At 35.8% G+C, this 20,243-nt stretch carries 25 protein-coding genes and 1 other RNA gene; 13 read left to right on the forward strand and 13 right to left on the reverse strand.

Translation table 11 applies throughout. The features are described from left to right. Positions 1-76 precede the first annotated feature (76 nt). The gene (locus NSIN_RS02910) at positions 77-1,165 is read left to right on the forward strand and encodes a tyrosine-type recombinase/integrase (protein ID WP_101009310.1); all 1,089 of its coding nucleotides are present in this window, start codon (positions 77-79) and stop codon (positions 1,163-1,165) included. Here NSIN_RS02910 and NSIN_RS02915 read toward each other — a convergent pair. Then, the gene (locus NSIN_RS02915) at positions 1,154-2,365 is read right to left on the reverse strand and encodes a hypothetical protein (protein WP_133124036.1); all 1,212 of its coding nucleotides are present in this window, start codon (positions 2,363-2,365) and stop codon (positions 1,154-1,156) included. The two genes, NSIN_RS02910 and NSIN_RS02915, sit on opposite strands and share 12 nt — an antisense overlap. Positions 2,366-2,709: 344 nt before the next feature. On the opposite strand from NSIN_RS02915, the gene NSIN_RS02920 reads away from it, so the two are divergent. Both NSIN_RS02920 and NSIN_RS02925 read left to right on the forward strand, forming a co-directional pair. Further along, a complete protein-coding gene (locus NSIN_RS02920) occupies positions 2,710-3,693 on the forward strand; it encodes a hypothetical protein (protein WP_101009312.1) in 984 nt (327 codons plus the stop codon). Between the two features lie 23 nt (positions 3,694-3,716). After that, a complete protein-coding gene (locus tag NSIN_RS02925) occupies positions 3,717-4,775 on the forward strand; it encodes a hypothetical protein (protein ID WP_101009313.1) in 1,059 nt (352 codons plus the stop codon). Positions 4,776-4,844: 69 nt separating this feature from the next. On the opposite strand, the gene NSIN_RS02930 is transcribed toward NSIN_RS02925, so the two are convergent. Genes NSIN_RS02930 through NSIN_RS02940 form a run of 3 tightly spaced genes read right to left on the reverse strand, consistent with a single transcriptional unit; the run spans position 4,845 to position 6,357 of the window. Then, the gene (locus NSIN_RS02930) at positions 4,845-5,459 is read right to left on the reverse strand and encodes an AbiV family abortive infection protein (RefSeq protein WP_165775225.1); all 615 of its coding nucleotides are present in this window, start codon (positions 5,457-5,459) and stop codon (positions 4,845-4,847) included. A 32-nt stretch (positions 5,460-5,491) separates the two neighbouring features. Next, positions 5,492-5,902, reverse strand: coding sequence for a hypothetical protein (locus tag NSIN_RS02935; protein WP_133124038.1), 411 nt, complete (start codon positions 5,900-5,902; stop codon positions 5,492-5,494). Between the two features lie 59 nt (positions 5,903-5,961). Continuing rightward, on the reverse strand, positions 5,962-6,357 hold the full coding sequence (locus NSIN_RS02940; RefSeq protein ID WP_133124039.1) for a hypothetical protein: 396 nt from the start codon (positions 6,355-6,357) through the stop codon (positions 5,962-5,964). Between the two features lie 333 nt (positions 6,358-6,690). Here NSIN_RS02940 and NSIN_RS02945 point away from each other — a divergent pair, with 333 nt between their 5' ends. Next, complete coding sequence (locus NSIN_RS02945; protein WP_101009317.1) at positions 6,691-7,056, forward strand: hypothetical protein; 366 nt, start codon at positions 6,691-6,693, stop codon at positions 7,054-7,056. Here the strand turns inward: NSIN_RS02945 and NSIN_RS02950 are convergent. Continuing rightward, positions 7,040-7,912, reverse strand: coding sequence for a tetratricopeptide repeat protein (locus tag NSIN_RS02950; protein WP_133124040.1), 873 nt, complete (start codon positions 7,910-7,912; stop codon positions 7,040-7,042). The genes NSIN_RS02945 and NSIN_RS02950 overlap by 17 nt on opposite strands. Positions 7,913-8,078: 166 nt before the next feature. Between NSIN_RS02950 and NSIN_RS02955 the strand changes: the two genes are divergently transcribed. The 7 genes from NSIN_RS02955 to NSIN_RS02985 all read left to right on the forward strand — a co-directional run bounded on the left by NSIN_RS02955 (position 8,079) and on the right by NSIN_RS02985 (position 13,114). Next, on the forward strand, positions 8,079-8,321 hold the full coding sequence (locus tag NSIN_RS02955) for a hypothetical protein (protein ID WP_101009319.1): 243 nt from the start codon (positions 8,079-8,081) through the stop codon (positions 8,319-8,321). Continuing rightward, on the forward strand, positions 8,318-8,500 hold the full coding sequence (locus NSIN_RS02960) for a hemagglutinin (protein ID WP_101009320.1): 183 nt from the start codon (positions 8,318-8,320) through the stop codon (positions 8,498-8,500). Before NSIN_RS02955 ends, NSIN_RS02960 begins: the two co-directional genes overlap by 4 nt. Before the next feature lie 190 nt (positions 8,501-8,690). Then, positions 8,691-9,734 carry a ParB/RepB/Spo0J family partition protein gene (locus tag NSIN_RS02965; protein WP_101009322.1) on the forward strand — a complete coding sequence of 348 codons (1,044 nt, stop codon included), beginning with the start codon at positions 8,691-8,693 and terminating at the stop codon, positions 9,732-9,734. Then, positions 9,731-10,081, forward strand: coding sequence for a RusA family crossover junction endodeoxyribonuclease (locus NSIN_RS02970; protein ID WP_101009323.1), 351 nt, complete (start codon positions 9,731-9,733; stop codon positions 10,079-10,081). Before NSIN_RS02965 ends, NSIN_RS02970 begins: the two co-directional genes overlap by 4 nt. Positions 10,082-10,159: 78 nt before the next feature. Further along, complete coding sequence (locus NSIN_RS02975) at positions 10,160-10,615, forward strand: Fic family protein (RefSeq protein ID WP_101009324.1); 456 nt, start codon at positions 10,160-10,162, stop codon at positions 10,613-10,615. Between the two features lie 331 nt (positions 10,616-10,946). Beyond that, positions 10,947-11,786 carry a CAP domain-containing protein gene (locus tag NSIN_RS02980; protein WP_101009325.1) on the forward strand — a complete coding sequence of 280 codons (840 nt, stop codon included), beginning with the start codon at positions 10,947-10,949 and terminating at the stop codon, positions 11,784-11,786. A gap of 59 nt (positions 11,787-11,845) precedes the next feature. Beyond that, positions 11,846-13,114: a 2'-5' RNA ligase family protein gene (locus tag NSIN_RS02985; RefSeq protein ID WP_101009326.1), complete on the forward strand. Its 1,269-nt coding sequence runs from the start codon at positions 11,846-11,848 to the stop codon at positions 13,112-13,114. 48 nt (positions 13,115-13,162) lie between these two features. Here the strand turns inward: NSIN_RS02985 and NSIN_RS02990 are convergent, their stop codons facing one another. Further along, on the reverse strand, positions 13,163-15,364 hold the full coding sequence (locus NSIN_RS02990; RefSeq protein WP_101009327.1) for a CDC48 family AAA ATPase: 2,202 nt from the start codon (positions 15,362-15,364) through the stop codon (positions 13,163-13,165). Positions 15,365-15,463: 99 nt separating this feature from the next. Here NSIN_RS02990 and NSIN_RS02995 point away from each other — a divergent pair, with 99 nt between their 5' ends. Together NSIN_RS02995 and NSIN_RS03000 are read left to right on the forward strand one after the other, a co-directional pair. Further along, complete coding sequence (locus NSIN_RS02995) at positions 15,464-16,195, forward strand: 50S ribosomal protein L2 (protein ID WP_101009328.1); 732 nt, start codon at positions 15,464-15,466, stop codon at positions 16,193-16,195. A 25-nt stretch (positions 16,196-16,220) separates the two neighbouring features. Then, positions 16,221-16,499 carry an acylphosphatase gene (locus NSIN_RS03000; protein ID WP_101009329.1) on the forward strand — a complete coding sequence of 93 codons (279 nt, stop codon included), beginning with the start codon at positions 16,221-16,223 and terminating at the stop codon, positions 16,497-16,499. Here NSIN_RS03000 and NSIN_RS03005 read toward each other — a convergent pair. The 7 genes from NSIN_RS03005 to NSIN_RS03035 form a co-directional block, all read right to left on the reverse strand. After that, positions 16,496-16,825: a DUF5655 domain-containing protein gene (locus NSIN_RS03005; protein ID WP_101009330.1), complete on the reverse strand. Its 330-nt coding sequence runs from the start codon at positions 16,823-16,825 to the stop codon at positions 16,496-16,498. The two genes, NSIN_RS03000 and NSIN_RS03005, sit on opposite strands and share 4 nt — an antisense overlap. Positions 16,826-16,858: 33 nt before the next feature. After that, an RNA gene (gene ffs / locus NSIN_RS03010) (signal recognition particle sRNA) lies at positions 16,859-17,171 on the reverse strand. 43 nt (positions 17,172-17,214) lie between these two features. Further along, a complete protein-coding gene (locus NSIN_RS03015) occupies positions 17,215-18,123 on the reverse strand; it encodes a TIGR00269 family protein (protein ID WP_101009331.1) in 909 nt (302 codons plus the stop codon). Positions 18,124-18,146: 23 nt separating this feature from the next. Beyond that, positions 18,147-18,818, reverse strand: a complete 672-nt coding sequence (rpiA, locus tag NSIN_RS03020; RefSeq protein WP_101009332.1) for a ribose-5-phosphate isomerase RpiA — start codon at positions 18,816-18,818, stop codon at positions 18,147-18,149. Next, entirely contained in the window at positions 18,819-19,787 is a 969-nt protein-coding gene (locus NSIN_RS03025) for a hypothetical protein (RefSeq protein WP_101009333.1), read from the reverse strand. It lies immediately after the preceding gene. Then, entirely contained in the window at positions 19,788-19,955 is a 168-nt protein-coding gene (locus NSIN_RS03030) for a 50S ribosomal protein L37e (RefSeq protein ID WP_101009334.1), read from the reverse strand. Positions 19,956-19,962: 7 nt separating this feature from the next. Beyond that, positions 19,963-20,193 carry an LSm family protein gene (locus NSIN_RS03035; protein WP_101009335.1) on the reverse strand — a complete coding sequence of 77 codons (231 nt, stop codon included), beginning with the start codon at positions 20,191-20,193 and terminating at the stop codon, positions 19,963-19,965. Positions 20,194-20,243 lie beyond the last annotated feature (50 nt).

Below are 20,243 nucleotides of genomic sequence, written 5' to 3' on the forward strand. Positions count from 1 at the left end.
GTAACGTTATTTTATTAAAATTACCTATTAGCTATAAAGCTCGTTATTAAAATAATCAGAGGTCTATAGAATAGGCATGGAAAAGAGCCTAGTTGTGTTTGAAAAGTTTGTCAGATCTGAGGCTACTAAAAAGATGTATTTTTACTACTTTAACACATTTCTGAAATGGGCTCAAAATAGTGTTGAAAAGCTTCTCACCGCTGATGGGTTTTTACAGCTAAAAGATGAAAAACTTCAGGAAATTGTAGAAGACTATATGATGTATCTACGAAGGAGATTATCACCTAATTCCATGCCTGCAATAATAGCTGCCTTGGAACTGTTCTTCTCTATGAATGACAAAAATCTCAATTTTAAGAAGATTCGGAGGATGGTTCCAGCATCAATAAAGAAGTCTGGTCATACTGCTTGGACTACAAACGATATACGAAAAATGCTTCAAAATGCTGTATCTGGTAGAGATAGGGCCTTCATTCACCTTCTCTCTTCCACAGGTTGCAGAATAGGTGCATTACAGGAGTTAAAGTTGAAGCATCTGACTAACATGTCTGATAACTGTAAAAGTGTGTTATTCTATGAGGGTTCAGAAGAAGAATATCTTGGATTTCTAACTCCTGAGGCAAGCAAGGCAGTGGATGAGTATATTGATGAGAGAAGAAAGGATGGTGAACGTATAGACCAAGATTCTCCTGTATTACGTTCATCATATCAAGTAGGCATGCAAAAAGTAAAATCTATGAGTACTGCTTCCGCCAAAATGATTGCTATACGTTTAGCTAAATCTGTAGCAAGGAACAAGCAAGGTAAAAGATACTCCGTAATGGCAGCACATGGTTTTAGAAAGAGATTCAATACTATTCTAAAAAATAACAAGGAAGGAAATATCTCACTAAAAGAAAAACTAATGGGTCATAAAGGTGTCTTTGTTTTAGATGGGGTTTATCATGATGCAGATGCACAAACTTTGTTTAATGAATTTAAAATTCATATTGTAAATCTAACTATAGATGAATCTGAAGCATTAAGAATGGAAAATCTAAAGCTTGCAGCAGAAAAATCTGAACTTGTAAAAACCAATGAAAAACTCTCAGATGCTCTTAGAAAGGTGGATGAGTTATGGGCAGACAAGCAACGAATGGAAAACTCAAAACTATCAGGTAGCTGACTTACCTGAATTATTCGGTTTTTCTTTTTTATCTCCTGTAGATTCTGGCAAGGAAATAGCTAATTTCATACTGACTTTATTCTGTTTTGTTCTATATTTTCTAGATCTTGTAAGTAAAGACAGAGTATATTGAATCGGACCTGATTCCAACTCATTCAAAAAATAGCTGAGGCGATAACCCCATGGTCCTTCGCCAAGATAATACCCGTGATGAAAATAGGGTGGCAATTTCACAAAGAATGAGCCATTCTTAAAAAATTTGGGAACATTTACTTCTCCATTCTTCCTTGCCTGCTTCAATATTTTGTCATATTCTCTAATAATTTCTTGATTTGATTCATAGTACTCCTTTAGCTCAGCAAAACAAGTTGTAAGAAAATCAAAAAGTTCTCTATCTTTTACTATTGATTTTATCCAGTTATTCGCATAGGGTTGATTCAACCTGTAGGGAATTAGAAAATGTAATAAAATGTCTTTTAGAGCACTATTTTCAAATCTAGCAAAATCGGCATTTAACCATTCGTAGTAATGATTTGCAAGGACCAATGCGTCAAATAGCTGATTGTAAACTACATTCTTGTCGTTACTCTTACAAAGATAACTCCATTTTCGCTGAATTATGTCAGGAATTGTAACGGGAAAATCCCATAGATGTGGCAAAACTCTGTCAAGATCCTCGTCTGTTATTTTTGATTGTAGTTGGTAGACATTAGGATCTACCTGACCATCTGTGAGAATTATTCTACTAGGCGGAAGCTTACCTTCATCTCGAAAATGCGAAATTATTCCCCATATTGTAAGACGATAAAGTGATTCGCCAATTTTATTTCCTATGCGTTCATTATAATTTGCAATTCTATACGCATCCAGTGCTTTTTTCCATCTTTCCTTGCCAATACCAGACGGACGACTATAATCTCTTTTTTTGAAAGCTTCTCTTACTGAAAACCTAAGCTTTGGTTCAAGGGGATCTAGGTTTGGATGGTCAATATGTAATAATTCTCTGTGAGATTCCTCATGTTGCAGGAGCCTTAATTGCACTAGTGTATCTAGATTTTTGTTATATGAGGTGCCATGTCTGTGCATGGACTGTTTTTTATTAATACCATATCGCAAATTAGGGCCATTTTCAAAAAATTCCTTTAGAATTTTCTTCTGAGCCTTTGTTAGTTTGGATTCTGATCTAATGGTCCAGGTCAAACTAGTACATTTTTTCACACAAAAATATGTAGTAAATTCGGATATATCTTTTGGTGTATTGTATTATAATGCGTTACAAAACTATTCGAATATCAAAAGAAAACTGGAATAAACTTGTGCAGAGGAAGGCAGCTACATTTGATGACGTTATATCTGAATTGCTGAATGCTGTGGTGCATAAAAATGAGTGAAAATAATTCAGTTTTTTCCTGTGGTCATAAAGATCCTATATTTCTCATCACTTTTTCAGTTGCAGGCGAAGAAAAAATGTACTCTGTTTGCAAATCATGTGAGAATCTAGAATATTTCAAAAAATACATCATTAAGAAAGTGTCTATCTGAAAATGAGAAATGAAAATTTAATAAAATATTTCCGTCCTGCCTCTAAGCCCTCTAAGCAAAGTACCCAAATTTTAGCAGCTGTAGCAGCATTTGTTGCAGATTACAAATTTCGTACAAATTGGCTTACCATAGAGCATGATGAATGGAAGCTTCCTTGTACTCTAGAAAAATATGATTGGTGCGGTATATGGACAACTTTTGGTTGTCTGAAAGATAAGCTACATGAAATGCTAGGGAAGGGAAAACGTGTATACATAAAACAATACCAACGTTCCTGCTATCGAGCATCATGTATGGAGTGCTATGTGAAATGGATTGCAAGACAGGCAAACAGGGCAACAACAAGAATTGAAGAATATGCTAAGAAAACAAATCAAAAACCAATTCATCTAATGCTGATGGTTAATACTTCTCAGCATGATCTTCCTTACAGTCTATTAAGAAAAAGAATGATGGAAATTCTTAAGATGGCCCAATGGGAAGGAGGTGCAGTCATTTTCCATCCTTTTAGATTCAATAAAAATTCTAGACAATGGTACTATTCACCACATTTTCATCTAGTAGGGTTTGGAAATCGGGATAAAATTTCAAGAGCATTTGGAAGGTATGGATGGTATGTGAAAATAGCAGAAGAGAGAAAATCAGTCTTTCAAACGTTTTGTTATCTTCTCTCGCATTGTGGCATAAGAAAGAAGCATCATGTGCTAACATGGATAGGGGAGTTGTCATATAGCAAAGTACCTTCTGAGAAAGAGCCTAAAATCACCTGTTGTCCTGTCTGTGGAGGGGATTTTGTACAAGTTTACTATGAGGGAGTGCATCCAATAGTGCCACCAGATCGGCATTATGAGGGATTGATTGACTCGGATGATCATTGGAAGACAGTGTCAACTGGAAGATGGATTGAGTCTGAAGACAATCGATTTGATTATGCTCCGTTTAGAGATCTGAATGAAATATTGAAATCATTGACGATATCAAATTAATTGTTTTAGAATTAGTCATTTAATTGGAAAAGCTTAATTCAAAATACAAGGAAAAAGTAACTATGCTTTTATTTAATAACTTAAATTTTCACATAGAACAACCACAGAACGAGTGGCATTTCATAGGCTACACGACTAAATCCACTGATGGTAGAATCATTAACATAAAACCAGTAAATAAACGCCAATTTCGTGAAAGCGGTGTAACTGTATTAATGCATGCGATAATAAAATTAACATCTCTTCCAACATTATTAGAAGATAAATCCATTGAAATACCCCAGAATGAATTATCAGAATTAGGTAAGACTCTGAGATATTTTTCTCAACTTATATCTATCTCTGATATGTCTAAAGTAAGTATTTCCAGTCCTCATCCATCACAAGGATTCATACCTGAAAATGAAAGTGAAAGTAGATACCTTACTCAATCTAAAGGATTTGAATTAAAATTAATCTCAAGAATGGTTTTTCATAATAATTTTTTCAGAGAAATTTATGAGAATCAATTATTGGATAGAACTGAGGGTGTAAAAATCATGGCTAATGCAAATGGTCAGACTGACAACCTATCAAAGTTCAAAGAATTGGTACGATTATTTGAAAATGCTTTTGGTAATGATGGTAGTAGACTGGCAGAATCATTATATGCATTTTTAAAATCTTCAGAGTTTGATTATTCAAAAGATGAAATTGCAGATTGGATGGTAACCAAACGGGATGGAGCAACTCACGCAGATAGGAGAATAACACAGACTCTTGTTCATAGTGAGGATATGAACCAGCACATAGATAGGATACATCAAGCTGCGTATGATGTTCTTTTTAATAAGAAATCATGGGGTAATCAAACAATTAATAGACAAACCACATTTGAACCTGCACAAAAATTGGAAAAAAATCACCTAGTGTTTATCAAGTCACGTATTGAAAATGATAGACGTGTAGGATTGACACAAAACGATGAACCGTTCTATTATACAGGATCTGATGAAGCAAATATTTCAATAGACAAGTTTGTTGCACCAAAAGAATGGTGGACTAAATATTTTCAAAAAGATCCATTTGAAGTGCAAGTGTGATACCAACATAGTATCACATGATCATGTAGAGTTATTTCTCACTGATGTTTTTCTACATGTAATCTTAAGTCATGACTTCAAAAGATGATCAATTTTTAACATCGACACATAAGGTGATTTCCAAATTTCTAGACATTTAGAATCATCTAACTTGTGAGCAATCTCAACTATGTCAATTTGCATATCTGCCATTTCTGCTATTGTTGAAGCTTGTTCTTTTTTGGTTATTTCGTTAGGATTGATTATTCTACCCTCACGTACATCTACATATAACGAATCGTTTTTTTTATTATGATATTTTGCTACCATTTGAGTGATTTCTTCTAATTGTTTGATTTTTTCATGATAGTTTTTTGGTATCTCAATTTCAGTTTTGATATACCCTGCATCCTGAGCCATTTGAGCAAGTCCTACGAATGCTTGTATCAATTTTGGTGAGAGCGAGAGTATCTGAGATGATTGTTGTAATTTACTTTCGTGATTACGAACAAATTTCATTGTCTTATCCTCATAGACAAGATCAAGTGAGATTAAACGTAATAGAAATGACTTGGCAGACTCTTCTAAACTAATAATGGATAACGCAAAACCTCGAGCGTAATGATTTTTATCTATCAAAAACTGTGCTTCATCACAAATTAATCTAGAATTATCTAAAGCTAGTTTTGATGCCTTAAAATACAAATCCCTCTTCCTTTTCTTTTTGAAAATCATGACTAGGTAGAAGTTCTTGAATTTAGAATATTCATTAGTTCATTAAATTTGTCATCTGTATTTTTTTCTGTAAGGGAAGGGTGAATCAATTCAAGTACCCTTCTCCTTTTTAATGGATTGAATCCATCAATAATATCATGATTTAGCATTATTGCGTGTTCTATTTCTAGAACCTTTTTGTTTTCCTTTGGAGCTTTTTTTCCCACATACAAGACTGCAATAAGTAGCATTATAGGTGTAAATGTTATTGCAATTATACGTGATAATGCATCAGGTATTTTTTCGGATAATGTAATTATTATAGCAGAAAGTGCTGCGAATCCAGCTATCATGGCAAAGAGAAGATTGATGGTTTCATGAGGTTTTGTGTAGTATTTTTGCATGTATTGAAGTAAAATTTCTGAGAAGTTCACAATGGATTGTTCATTACTAACGTTTTATTCTTTTTCTATCATGCTCTTACTGCTTTATTTTAGGATTTGATCGGTGAAGTTTCTTCATATTCTATCTTTTGATTTCTTAAATTCCAAATCAAGAATATCCCTAGAATTGGAAAAATCAAGTGTATGAAAAGCATTTCCAATGGAGATAAACTATTAGCGAAATGAAATGCACTGTTGTAGAAGTTGCCTTCTGTTACAAGTAGTGTAGTAGCATCTCCTAGAACTATAACTAGAGCTGCAGATGACTTGATTCCATATACGTACCAGTTATGTCTGGTTCTGTTTAATTTTGACCCAAGATTTGAATAAGTCGTTAACGTCAAATGAAGAATAAGATATACTCCAATTACCAGAATCACAATAGTAGAAAGATATTGTACAATCCACGGAGGTGGTCCTTGATTTATCATATTAGATGGATTCAAAGAGTCTAACCACTTTTCAAAAATTAAATTACCCACCGCTAAACCTACGACGAAAAAACAATTATCTCGTGGTTTTTTAAAAAGCATGTATATTATAATACAATTCCATCCTATTAAGAAAATTGCTCATAAAAGACCATACGTTCCATGTTGAGCAGTAGACATTGTAATGCATCAGGAAAAAGAATAACTGTACTAACTGGTTCCTCCACCCCCCAAGCTAATTCATTAAAATAGATAAATCTCTCAAAAGCCATACTACTCATTATAACTACTTTTTAGCTGGATTGAGATATTTTGATCGAGTTTATCTAAAACAACTTACGCAACAAAGTGTTGGTAAGAAGAGGCAAGTTCAAACCAAGTAAAGGAGGACCTACCTATCTTCCTAGAGATAATGTTAGATTGAAAGTCATTATGTTTCTTCGTTCAGTCAACCGTTCAAATCAGCACAATATGACACAAGATGAAAGATCGGGTTTGAGAGGACAAAAGTGGGTATCACTTGCAAACATTCTAGATGAATTATGCGAATGGGGATGGATAACTAAAAAACCATCTGAAGATGCAAAGAATGTAACAGTATACGAGTTACTTGACAAAGGAAGAGAATTATCTAACAAGTTGGCTGAATTACAGAGTCAAAATAATGAACTGTGGAAACTGGACAGCTTTCACGAAGTTAAAGTATCTGACTAGCAAGTTTTTTGAATCGATCTAATTTTCTTATATTTTCAAAATCTTCTTCCTCTACCATCTCAAGTAGATTTTCTGGCTCTAATGATGTGGCCACAATTAAAGCATCTACAGCGTCTTCACCTCTGTTTAATATGGATAGAGTACAAGCTTTGTTATACCAAGCAAGTTCATCAGTTGGGTCAAGTTTTGTAGCATGTTCAAAATATGTTAGAGCTTCGTCATTTCTTTTTAAATCTAACATCACAATGCCTTTTTGAACAAGCAAATTCAGATCCTCTTTATCTAATTTTAATCCCTCTTCGCATGCAACAAGTGCCTCATCATGATTTCCTAATTCAGACAAAGCATAAGACTTGTCATACCACGCATCAACAATGGCGGGATCTGATTCTAGAGCCTTTATGCATACTTCCAATGCCTCTTCAAATCTATCTAATTCATTCAATACATATCCCATGTTTGTCCAAGCTAAAGGCAAGTCCTCTTTTTCTGCATATCTTAGTGCTGTTTCAAAAGATGACAAAGCTTCCTCATATTTCTCAGATTCTATGAGTGTAACTCCTTTAGCATTCCATACTGAGAAATTTTTAGGGTTTAATTTGATAGACTGTTCAAAAGCTGATAGGGATTCTTTATAATTTTCAATGTGATAATATGCAAGACCTTTGAGCATCAAGAGCGTAGCCTTTTCTATTTTATCATAACCTTCATTGGTAAGATAAATCGCTCTATCGATCTTTTCAATAGCTTCTTCATAATCCGCATTGAAACCAAGAGCTAACGCATCCAGAAAGTGTTCAAAAGGATCTTCTTTCATACGAGCCATGAATTTTTTAAAACCTCCTCCTAATCCCAATTTGCTTGACAAATTTATTCAAAAAATGATGTGTTGCTTATTATTTAATGGAATAGTACCAATGGTACTAATCCTCAGAAGAATGTAACTAGATTTCAAACCAAAGATACTAAGACCGACACAAATTCTCCGTTTTGAATGTAGTCTAGTCTGCTGAATAGACTACATGAATCACAGATTACAACAATATCTCGTAATTGAGATCGGGAAGCACTCCCCTGTAGAAAATCCAGTAGGAAGATACCTGGTAAAAGAGGGCAAAAATCTTCCAAACAGTGTAACAGAAGACATAGGTGGTTTTTCTTTATGCCCGTCTTATTCTGCTAAACAGCAAAGAAGAATCCATCGTATCTCTGTCAGTGCATCAGGGAGAAATTTCAGAAATAAAACAAGAGGTTGGGATCAATGAAGGAAGTTTTGAAAGACCCAACATCATGTCCACACTGTGGAACAGGAACATCAGGCAGATCTGCAATCCAAAGTATTTTTGGACTGAGAAGTATGGGTGATGGAACAGTCAGAGTACAATCTTGGTGTAAGAAGTGTAGGAAAAATTCCTCTAGAAAACCAGTGGGAGAGTGGAAATGAGCATAAGGATATTCAACGGTGAGTTAGCTCATCAAAATCCCATCTGTACCGAGTGTAACAATCGTTGCTACTCTCTTTACACTGGAGGAAGAAAAGACAAGATAAATGACATGTATTTTTGTAAAAAATGTCAGATTATCTACAAGATGCCTGACAAAAAAATATGTGATATGTTGGGGGTTAAATCGAATTGATACTTTCCTCCATGCCGTCAATATATGAAGGTCCAAAGGAAGTAGCATTGAAAGACCTTCAACTGGATTCAGAGAATGTCAGATTCAAGCATCTAGGAACCCATCTGACAGAATCTCAAATTGAGGAATGGCTCTATGATGAGGAAGATGTAAGAGCCTTGATGAAACAGATTTTGCGAGATAAAGGTATCCTACAACCCCTCTATGTTAAACAGAAAAATGGCAAGTATGTTGTCAAGGAAGGTAATAGGAGAACCACAGCTCTTAGGAGAATTAGTAAAGAAATCCTTCTAGGTAAAGAAAAAGGGTTTGAGAAACATCACTTTGAGATAGTGCCAGTAATGGTTCTCAAAGGCACTGACCGTGAAATTGACATATTCCTAGGCTCGATTCACGTATCAGGTCCTAAAGCATGGGCAGCAGCAAACAAAGCAGGTCACATATTTGATCTAGTCGAAAAACATGGTGAGTCATTTCAAAGTATTGCAGAAGACCTTGCAATGACAAAAAAGACTGTAATGAACTACTATCATGCATTCAAAGCAACACAGACCTATGGCAAAAGACATCCTGAAGACAAGAACTATCTGCACAAGTATTCTTTCTTTGCAGAGCTATATAGTAGCAAAATATTGACAAGTTGGGTCAGTGAAGATCCTTCAAGGCTAGATTACTTCATTGACTTGATTGCAAGCAAAAAGTTCACTCTTACTTACAAAGATGTGCGAACCTTTGCAAAAATCATTGCTACACCAAACCCAAAGAGTTCACAAGCACTAGCTATCTTGGATGCAGAAGATGGAAACATCGAAAAAGCATACGCCTTCTTAACAGAGAGTCAAAGAAATCTCAAAGTTGGACCTTGGAAAGATCTAGAATCTATCTTGCAGAATCTGAAACAATTACCCTTTGAGGAATTTCTTGCTGCAATTGAGGACAGATCCAAACAAAAGATTGTAGAGGAAGTGGCAAATTTTGCAGGTGAGATGCAAGAGAGAATCAAAGAGGAACTGGATAGAAGAGGAGTTACACCAATATGAAATCCAGACCTATTTTTGAAATCAGTGTGAATGGTCATGTAAGTACCAACTCTGGAAAGGAAACAATCGAAAATTGGAGATGTATTCTTGAGAGGCATTTTGCCTCTTTACATTGTAGTACCTGTGAAAAAAGAAAACTCTCTGTGGTGTTACGATTTTGGCTTGCACCTAATAGAATATATCGAATGCAGAGAAATGACTTGGATAATTTATCAAAACCAGTACTGGATGCAATGAAAAGAATAGGTATCATTTGTGATGATTCCGAGATATTTCATTTAGAGGCTAGTAAATTACCTACTGAAGGCGAAGAAGGAGTATACGTAAAGGTAAGGGAACTGAATTAAGAAATTAATCATCTTTTAATTGGAACATAAGAACAGTTCCAGAACTGTCATTTTATTTTAATGCCTATTAACCATACCATGTACAAGAAAGTGGAAGCAATGCAAATCCGTTACTTGGAAAAATCACTTGTAATAGAATTGAATAAAAAAATAATTGTAGAATGGAATGAACGGCATCCTGAGTTGCCAGAATACATATCTGAGTCAGGATCTGGACTTGACGAAGTTCTTTCTATCGTAGAAAAAACAGGTAATGATGAGGTAGATCATAAAGACAAAATAATTGTAAAAGCAGCTCATCTTCTTGGTGGCATACCGTGGGCTCAATCATTTAGTGGGGCAAACAAACGAACTGCAATACTATCTACCACGATATTCCTACGAAGAAATGGATTATCTATAAAATTCCCACCAGAGGAACAACGTGAATTGAGGCAACTTTTATTTAAAATCCAAGAAGAGAGAGGAGGACTCCAGACAGAGATAATTGATAGACTAATTTTATATATTAGAAAAAATACTAAACCATTATGAGCCAAGATGAATCTGATTTCATAGATGCATTCATGAAGGAACATGAACAGCTATTCGAAGATCTTGGAAATGAAATAAAAGACTTTTAGAAGTTTATTCTGTTCTTGTAATTTTTTTAATATATTGTCTGAAAAAGAAGTAGAAGTATTGCTTGAAAAAATGTAATTTAATACGCTTTTCGTAACTTGTTACCGATAAGCTATAAAGCTCGTTATTAAAATAATCAGGGGTCTATAGAATAGGCATGGAAAAGAGCCTAGTTGTGTTTGACTAACAATCCTGAATGTAATGCACAAAAAAGAACTTTTCTTAAGGGATTTGATCATTAATTATGGTGTTTTGTAGACATCAATACCAGTATACTCAAGGCTATTTTGTCTGTGTAAAATGTAGAAAGAGAACATATCAAAAGCGAACTCATTATAGAAGACGAAAAAAAGGCCCTTGGATTATTTTATCTATAATTGTAGTTGCTGTAATTGCATATTTTGTATTTCATCCAACTATCAACTCATCATTTGTAACAATTCAAAAACCAAATTTTATTAACATTCCAGGTAGTCCAGCACCAAAAATAATCAAAGTACCAATGCCAAAACTTCCAGTATCAATACCAATCAAATTACCAGATGTTTCAGTACCTAATCTTCCATCAATAATACCACAAGCTGTTCCTCCACCTTCACTTGATGAACTAAAGCAGATTGCATTAGATGACCTCAACAAGTACAGGACACAAAATGGATTACACGTACTAACTCTAGGAAACGCAAGATCATCTCAGATATACGCAGAAGAGTTGCTTCAAGAAGGTTGTATTCATCATATAGATGCTAAAGGTGAGGGTCCTATGCTGAGATACAAAAATAACGGCGATACTATGTTTCTAGTTTCAGAAAACATTGCTGGTGAATCTGGTACAACCTATGGAACTCCTCAATCAAGTATTCTAGATGGAAATAATAGAATGATGTATGATGATGCATCATCTAATTGGGGCCATAAAAGAAACATACTCGACCCAGAACCTGTGTCCGTCTCAATAGGAATTGCCTATGATTCACAAAGACTAGTTATGGTCCAAGACTTCCAAGCAGTTCTACCTAATGGTTATGAGTATGATCCTTCTAGTTTTCAAACAGAACCACAAGATCAAAAGTTCTGCTGGTAAATTAATTCTAAATTATAATAGAATGCTGAAATACTTGTTACTGAATAATTTTGTGAAACATGCCAGATGATGAACCAAATTACTATTGGATATTAAGTCATTCTAATCGGCTTCGTCGTTACAAAAATCCAAATAAATCCAGTTATCTGATTGAGTTTAGATTTTCAGGTTATGCAAAAGAAGCCATAAAGGAATTGAAAAAAAACATAGCTAGAAACTATCATGTGAAAAGTCAAAAGGTTCCTCACATTACACTTGTTGGACCTGTATCAACACGAGATGAAAAACGACTTGTTAAGGAAGTCAAAGATGTTTGCAAGCACTATGAGCTAGTCAAATTCAAGTTAGACGGATTTGATAGCTTTGAAGATCGTGTAATCTTTGTAAAAATAAACCCCTCCGAAGAACTCAAACAACTCCGATTGGAACTGTATGAAAAATTAGGAAAATTCTGTGATGTATCAGAATTTGATAAAGTCCATTTTACTTTTCATGCAACACTTGTAAAAGACATACAAAGAAAGTTTGATCGTATTTGGGATTATCTTCAGACTTGGAAGATACCAGAAATGGATCAATATGTAATTAGAGTTACTGTAGTAAAGAATTTCAAAATACTTGCTGAATATGATCTTCTACAAGGAAAAACTCTGGATCGTTCCAAATCTCTTGACAGAAAAACATATCACAAGACTATGAAGAAACTAGGTGAGAAAAGAGAGCCGTCTGAAATCAAATTTGAGAAAATACCTAGCACTGAAAGAGTTTTCGTATTAAGCGATACTCATTTTGATCATGGTAACGTTATTCGATTTTCTCACAGACCTTTTGATTCTATAAGACAAATGAACTATCAAATGGTTGAAAACTGGAACAATACTGTGAAGGAAGATAGATTGTATTTTCTAGGGGATTTAACGTTTGGTCGAGGAAGAAGACCGATAGACTTTTGGCTGAAAAAACTCGGTGGAAAGATATACCATTTGAGGGGAAATCATGATACTGACATAATTGAGCATGCTACAGTAATACCAAATAGGTATGGAATACAGTATAGAGATTACCAATTTTTGCTAATGCATGAACCACGTAGACCTTTTGGATATGATGGATGGATAATTCATGGTGATAAACACAATACAAATTTGATAGATTATCCATTAATACACCAAAAAAATAAGACAGTTAATGTTTCAGCAGAGCTTGTCAACTATACTCCGTTAAGCTTGGAAAAAATTATCTCACTGATAGAAACTGGAGATAGTTATAATACATTAAATGAAAAACAAGAAAACATTCCTGAGAATAAATGGAAGTTTTGGAAATAATTGCATATTCCAAGTTTTTTATTTAATAATGCTTTTCGTAACTTATAATTACCTATAGTATGGAACTGCTACCTTTTCGCCTATCTTCAATTCCTTCTGTGTCTTGACTTTTCTTACTGCTTCTTCAAAATGCCTCATAGTTACTTTTGCCTCTGTTGCTTGTTTTTCTGCCTCTTTTTGATCTGGATATTTATCAAGAAACTCATGTATGACAAGTGACACTGCAGTGTTTGCTATTGATGCAACATCAGCACCACTCATTCCATCTGTTGCTTCTGCAATCTTGTCAATGTCTACATAATCTGTATTCTTTATTCCATTTGTCATAGGTTCTCTGACTACTGGAATCTCCTTTGTGTTTATCTCTAAGATCTTCCTCCTTCCTTCTTTGTCTGGAAGTGGCACAAGTATGATTTTATCAAATCTGCCTGGTCTTAACAATGCGGTATCAATCATGTCTGCTCTGTTAGTTGCAGCAAGAACTACTACACCATGTAAACTCTCTATACCATCTAATTCTGTCAAAAGCTGACTTACTACTCTTTCTGTAACTGCCGTCTCTCCTCCTACACCACGTATTGGTGCAATTGAATCAATTTCATCGAAAAATATTACACATGGAGATGCCTGTCTTGCTCGTCTGAAGATCTCTCTTATTCCACGCTCTGATTCTCCAACCCATTTTGATAATAATTCTGGTCCTCTAACTGAAATGAAGTTTGCTTCACTCTCAGTTGCTACTGCTTTTGCCATCAATGTTTTTCCAGTACCACTTGGTCCATGCAACAATATTCCTCTAGGCATACGATGTCCAAGTTTTGAGTATAATGTGGGATATTTCATTGGCCATTCTACGGCTTCTTGAAGTTCACGTTTGACATTTTCAAGTCCTCCTACCTCGTCCCAACTAACATCTGGATTTTCAATGAAAACTTCACGCATTCCTGATGGAGTGACTTCTCTTATTGCATTTTGAAAGTCCTCTGCATTTACTACTAATTTATCTAATGTTTCGGGTGGGAGTTTTTCATCTTCCAAGTTTAGCTCTGGAAGTAGTCTTCGCAGACACTTCATTGCCGCCTCTTTACATAGATACTCCAAATCTGCTCCTACATATCCATGGCTAATTGATGCAATCTTGTCTGCATTCACATCATCGCTTAATGGCATGTTTCTTGTATGTATCATCAAAATGTCTTTTCTGCCCTTTTTGTCAGGTACTTTGATCTCTATCTCTCTGTCAAATCTGCCAGGTCTTCTAAGTGCAGGATCGATTGCATTAGGTCTGTTGGTTGCAGATATGACAATTACTTTTCCTCTGGCCTCAAGTCCATCCATCAGGGAAAGTAATTGGGAAACAACTCTTCGCTCTACTTCTCCTGTGACCTCTTCTCTTTTTGGTGCAATTGAATCAATTTCATCGATAAATATTATTGATGGAGACTTTTCTTTTGCCTCTTTGAAGATCTCTCTTAATCTTGCCTCACTTTCACCGTAAAACTTACTCATTATCTCTGGACCTGATATGCTTATGAAATGTGCATTACTTTCATTTGCAACTGCTTTTGCAAGTAGTGTTTTACCTGTTCCTGGAGGTCCGTATAACAAAACGCCTTTTGGAGCTTCAATCCCTAATTTTTCAAAAATCTCGGGATGTCTTAGAGGGAGTTCTATCATTTCACGAACTTTCTTAATTTCATCAGTTAATCCTCCGATATCCTCGTATGTTACCTGTGGTACACCACGCAATGTTTCTCCTTTCTCGGCAATGTGAAATACTGTCTTTTGTGTAACAAGTACTGCATCAGCTGCAGGTGTAACTCCTATCACTTGAAAAGTTAATCGTCCGCCAAAATACGGCACCATTACGTTGTCTCCTTTTATCAGAGGTACACTTTCTAGGGCATCTGCAAGATATCTTTCATCAATTGGAGGTATTGCTTCTAGTGGTGCAACAACTACTTTTTCTGCTGCCACTGCTTTAATTTTTCTTACAGCTACAGTATCACCAATTGCAATACCTGCATTGTTTCTGACCAATCCGTCTACTCTGATAATCCCTTTTCCTTCATCTGAAGGATACAGTGGTAAACATTTAGCAACAGTTCTTCGTTTTCCCTTTATCTCAATAACATCACCTGTAGAAGCTCCCAGTGAATCCATGGAATCATAATCTATACGAGCTACTCCTCTCCCTACGTCACGGGTATAAGCCTCAAGTACCTTAAGGGAGAGTGCGTTTTGGCTCACATTTTAGCACCCTCAAACTAATTTTTATACCTTTGTCGTCTTTGATCCACGATTTAGATCAGAAGATTAAAATTTACAAGATAAATCACAATCGATACTTTGGGTAAGCGACCACTAGTAAGAAGACGAGGTAGAGGAGGAATGCAATTCCGAGCAGCTTCTACTGGAAAGTTACTTCCTGCTAAATATCCACGATTTCAATTAGGAGAACAACATGAGGCGGAAGTGGTTGACATTGTGCATGAAACAGGACGAGATGCTCCTCTTGCTAAAGTGAGATTTGAGACTGGACTCTTTTCTTTTGTTCCGTCAGTTCTTGGTACAAAGATTGGTTCTAAATTTCAATTTGGTTTAAAATCTAATATTTCTCCAGGTAATGTAATCAGTGTTCAAAACATACCTGATGGTACCATTGTATGCAATGTTGAGAAACATTTTGGTGATGGTGGTGCAATAGTAAAATCTGCTGGTACATATGCAACTGTATTTTCACATAGCTCTGAAGGTGTAACAATAAAACTTCCATCTGGCAAATTCACAACTCTTAATCCTCAGAATAGGGCAATGATTGGAGTTCTTGCAGGCGGAGGTGTTGGAGATAGACCGTTTATGAGGGCTGGACCTGCATGGAGACGAAAGAAATCAAAAGGACACAAATATCCTATAGTACGAGGTGTTGCTCAAGCAGTTTATGTACACCCCCACGGTGGTGGAAGACACCAACACGTTGGAAGAGGATCAACAGTTTCACGAAACGCACCGCCTGGACGTAAAGTCGGAAGCATAGCAGCAAGAAAGACTGGACGTTCTAGAATGAAAGAAAGAGAATAATCCTGGACTAGTCTCTGAATAACAAATGAATACAAAGAGAGTTCGTATTTTAGTAAGTGGAAAAGTACAAGGTGTATATTTTCGTCAGGGAACTATGGAGACTGCTGAAAAAAATAATGTCTTTGGTTGGGTGAAAAATCTTCCAGACAATCGAGTAGAAGCCATTTTGGAAGGAGAAGATTCAAACGTTAATGCCGTAATAGACTGGGCTCAATTTGGTCCTGCTGGCGCAATTGTAACGGAATTACAAGTTTCTGAAGAAAAATATCTTGGAGAATTTTCTGATTTTCAAATTCATTACTAGTGAATATTAGTATAAGCTTCTAGCAGTAATTTTTTGACTTCTTCAAGATTGTCATTTGTCTTTACTTGCATCTCTTTTTCTGATTCTTTTCTACCTTTTTTGATCTTTATTACTATATGATCTCTCTGAGGTTCAATATCTGCAAAACTACGAAATTTAATTGATTTTGAAAATACAACTCTATGCATACGGACATCTTCGATAACATTTTTTCCAAGCGACAAACAATAATCTCGAAGCTCATCAAATAATGGAATAATTGTTGCTGGTATGCTAGGCTTGAATTCAGCATAAGTTCTACTTTTACCCGAAATTAGACCTTCCATAATTTATATGATTTTGATTTAAGAATATTAAGGTAGTAGATCCGCCAGTTCCAGTCTAAACAAGCGGTCTCATCTCAAGTCAAGCAAGATCCGCCACGTAGACGAAGCAGCGTGGATGCTCTACCTTAGGATTGCTCCCTCCCGGACCTCATCCCTTTCGGCAGTTAGAACTTGAGAGTTATCCCTTCGGATAACTTCAGTCCTGTATCCACCCGCTTCGGCGTGATTTCATATCCGCAAGTCAAGCGAGTACCGTCTATCTAGAGATTTATCCAGCGGTTACTGGTCTCTGCATATAGCCGGTTTCAGAGGCAGGGCACGGCTAGCGCCCCAACCCTACCTACTACCGAATTTATTGTAAATACAAGTTCTTTATCTGCATTGGGTTTTTAGTTTATTCTTAAATTGGCTAGTGTGTTGCACACTGAACATGTATTTCCTGTGCATTCACTACCGCATTTAGAACAAATTCTCCACTCTGAATTATTAGATTCTTTGAGAGTTGTTGAAATCTTTAGTATTGATTTGTACATGTTATTCTTGATGCCACTATGCGTCTTTTCTAAAGAATTTAGAAAATTACGGATCTCTGTTCTAATACCCTCGTTCATGTGAGGGCATTCTTCTGACTGGAATGGAATATTATTTGTGAATGCATAAAATACAATCTCATTTTCGTAAATCTCACAAAATGGCTTTATCTTTCTTAATCTGTTTTGTGATGTATCTGGATTCATCCAGCCAATCTTTTTGGTATCTCCAGAAATTATGTTTATAACAAATGTTTGAAGCATATCATCCAAATTATGTCCAGTTGCTATTGCGTCAACATTGAGGTCAGTTGCTCCAAAATCAATTGCCCTTCTTCGCAAGACTCCGCATATTGAACAAGAAGAAGTTTTGTCATTATTTCGAAGATCCAATGTCTGTTCCAGGGTTGTACCGAAAAGGGAACTGTATGGGTACACTTTGTGTTCTACATCTAGTTTCTTACAAAAATCTTCTACAATCTTGAGTGCCTCGTCTCTATATCCTGGAATTCCTTCATCAACGGTGATTGCCTTTAGGGTAAATCTATGGTCTAGTGAAATTTTTTTCAATACTTGTAATAATGAAAGAGAATCTTTTCCACCTGAAACTGCTACTCCTATTGTATCGCCAGATCTTATCATGTTGTATTTTGCTATTGTTCTAGAAGTCTTGTTTACTATGGAATCTGAGAAACAAATTGAACAAAGATTCTCTCCCGAGTATTTTCTAGAATATGCTGCTATGTTTTCACAACGATCACATTTCATAAAATATTTCTAATCCTTGCATATTATACAATTTCATATTTACCGTTTTCTTTTACTTTGTAAATAATGTCTGGTTTGGAAAATATTCCTACTTCTATAACTCCTGGTATCTCAATTATTTTTGTTGCAAGCTCCTTAGGATTTCTAATTTGGCCAAAATCACAGTCAAGTATGACATTCCCATTCTCTGTCATAAATGGATAGCCTCTATCCAACAATCTTATGTGTGGGTTACCACCTATTTTTCTTATCTGCGATTCTGTTATTTTTCTTGCAAATGGGTGAACCTCAACAGGTACACTCCTGTTTAGTTTCTTGACAAATTTTGACTCGTCTGCAATGATTACTACTTTGTCTGCAATGCTTATCAGAATCTTTTCTCGTAATAGAGCTCCGCCTCCACCTTTTATCATATTACCACTTGCATCTATCTGGTCTGCACCGTCAAAAACTAGATCAATATGGTTTATCTGATCTGCCTCTATTAGTGGAATCTGCCCCCTTTCAGCTTCCATTTTGATTTGTAAAGATGTTGGTATTGCTTTTACAGAAAACTTGGTCTTTTTGATGTGGCTTGACAATAGTCTTACTATGGCGGTTGCGGCTCTTCCACTACCAAGACCTATCACAAAATTGTTCTTGATCATCTTTAATGCCTGTGGGGACAATGCCTCTATGGCATCATCAACTGTCAATTACTCTACCTCTACTTGTTCTAGTTTTGACAGTGCCTTCATTATTTCACTTTTTATTTTATCTAAATCCTTGTCGTCATCTTCTAATTTTTCTTCTTCTGGAATCTTAATTGGAGTAGGTAACTGGATCTTTCTTTCATGTTCCGGTTGGTCGTGTTTTATCTCTGGTAATGTCTCAATTGTATTTTGTATGATAGGTTGGGGAACAGTTACTGTTATTTCCTCAACTATTGATTCTGTAATCTTTAACGTTTGTACTGGTTCTATTTTTGGTTCTATGATCTGAGGAGTTTGGGGCTCTGCTTGGACGGGTTTTATTAATTCAGCAGGAAATTGTGGGGATTTACCTGTGATCTCTGTTAATGTACTCAATTCAACTGTTCTGTGTTTCTCGTGCATTGGCACTTCCATTGGTGGCAACCATTCTTGTGTTCTTTCTGGCTTGACAATCTTTTCTTCTTTAACCTCTGTTTTTTCTTTATGAGTATCTAATTTTGGTTCAATTTTTTTCTCTTGTGGAATCTCAATTATCTGGACGGGTTTTTCTATTTGCTTGGGTTGAATAGTATTTACTGTGATCTTTGAAGAAATTTCATGTAATCTTTGATCTAACTGTGAAAGCTTGTTGTCCATTAGTGAAATCAAACTGTCTCCTACAGGACCAAGATCTGGATATCTGCTGGCTACTTCTAATTTCTCAATCTTGGCAATTATTATTCCAAGTTGGTGTTGATAACGCAGTAAAAGCTTGTCTTTTTGTATTTTATTTACGTCTGATTCTTGTTGATGAATCCTTGTAATTGTTTTTGATAAAATCTCTTTTTCCATTCTCAGTGAATGTAACTGAGATGTGATTGCAGAATTGACAGTGGGCACATGCTTGCTACGTTTGACTTTTGGAATTTTGTCCAGTGCTACCGCGGTACATGCACCTGCAATAGAACTAAAAGCTAGGACTATTTCTTCCATCTAAGTATACCATTTGATCCAAGTATATTTCCTTATCTTGGCCTCTGGATATCCACAACTTGCACATCTTTTATGTCGTATGTGGTAGGAGTTCTTGCCGCATCGTCTACATCTAATGTGTAAACGCCCTTTTGTGTATCCTCCCATTGAGGTGGTACCCTTTGTCATAGTATACTCACTTTGGTGGAGGAGATATAATTACTACGTTGTCTCCTCTGACAACTATGGTACCGAGGCTTTTTGTCTCTCCTTCAGAAGGAATCTCTTCTGAGGATTCAAGTAGCAGATTCATGTGTTGGTCAAAACCGTGAAGATTGCCTCTTATCACTTTGCCGCCTTTCAGCTTGATAAGCACAACCTTGTTCAGGCTTTCATCAAGTACTTTTACTGCCATATCTACTGACATTTATTTCACTTATTACCCACTCTAAGGAGGGTATATATTAAAATTTCATT

It is taken from the genome of Candidatus Nitrosotalea sinensis (assembly GCF_900143675.1).
Classification (GTDB): Archaea; Thermoproteota; Nitrososphaeria; order Nitrososphaerales; family Nitrosopumilaceae; genus Nitrosotalea; species Nitrosotalea sinensis.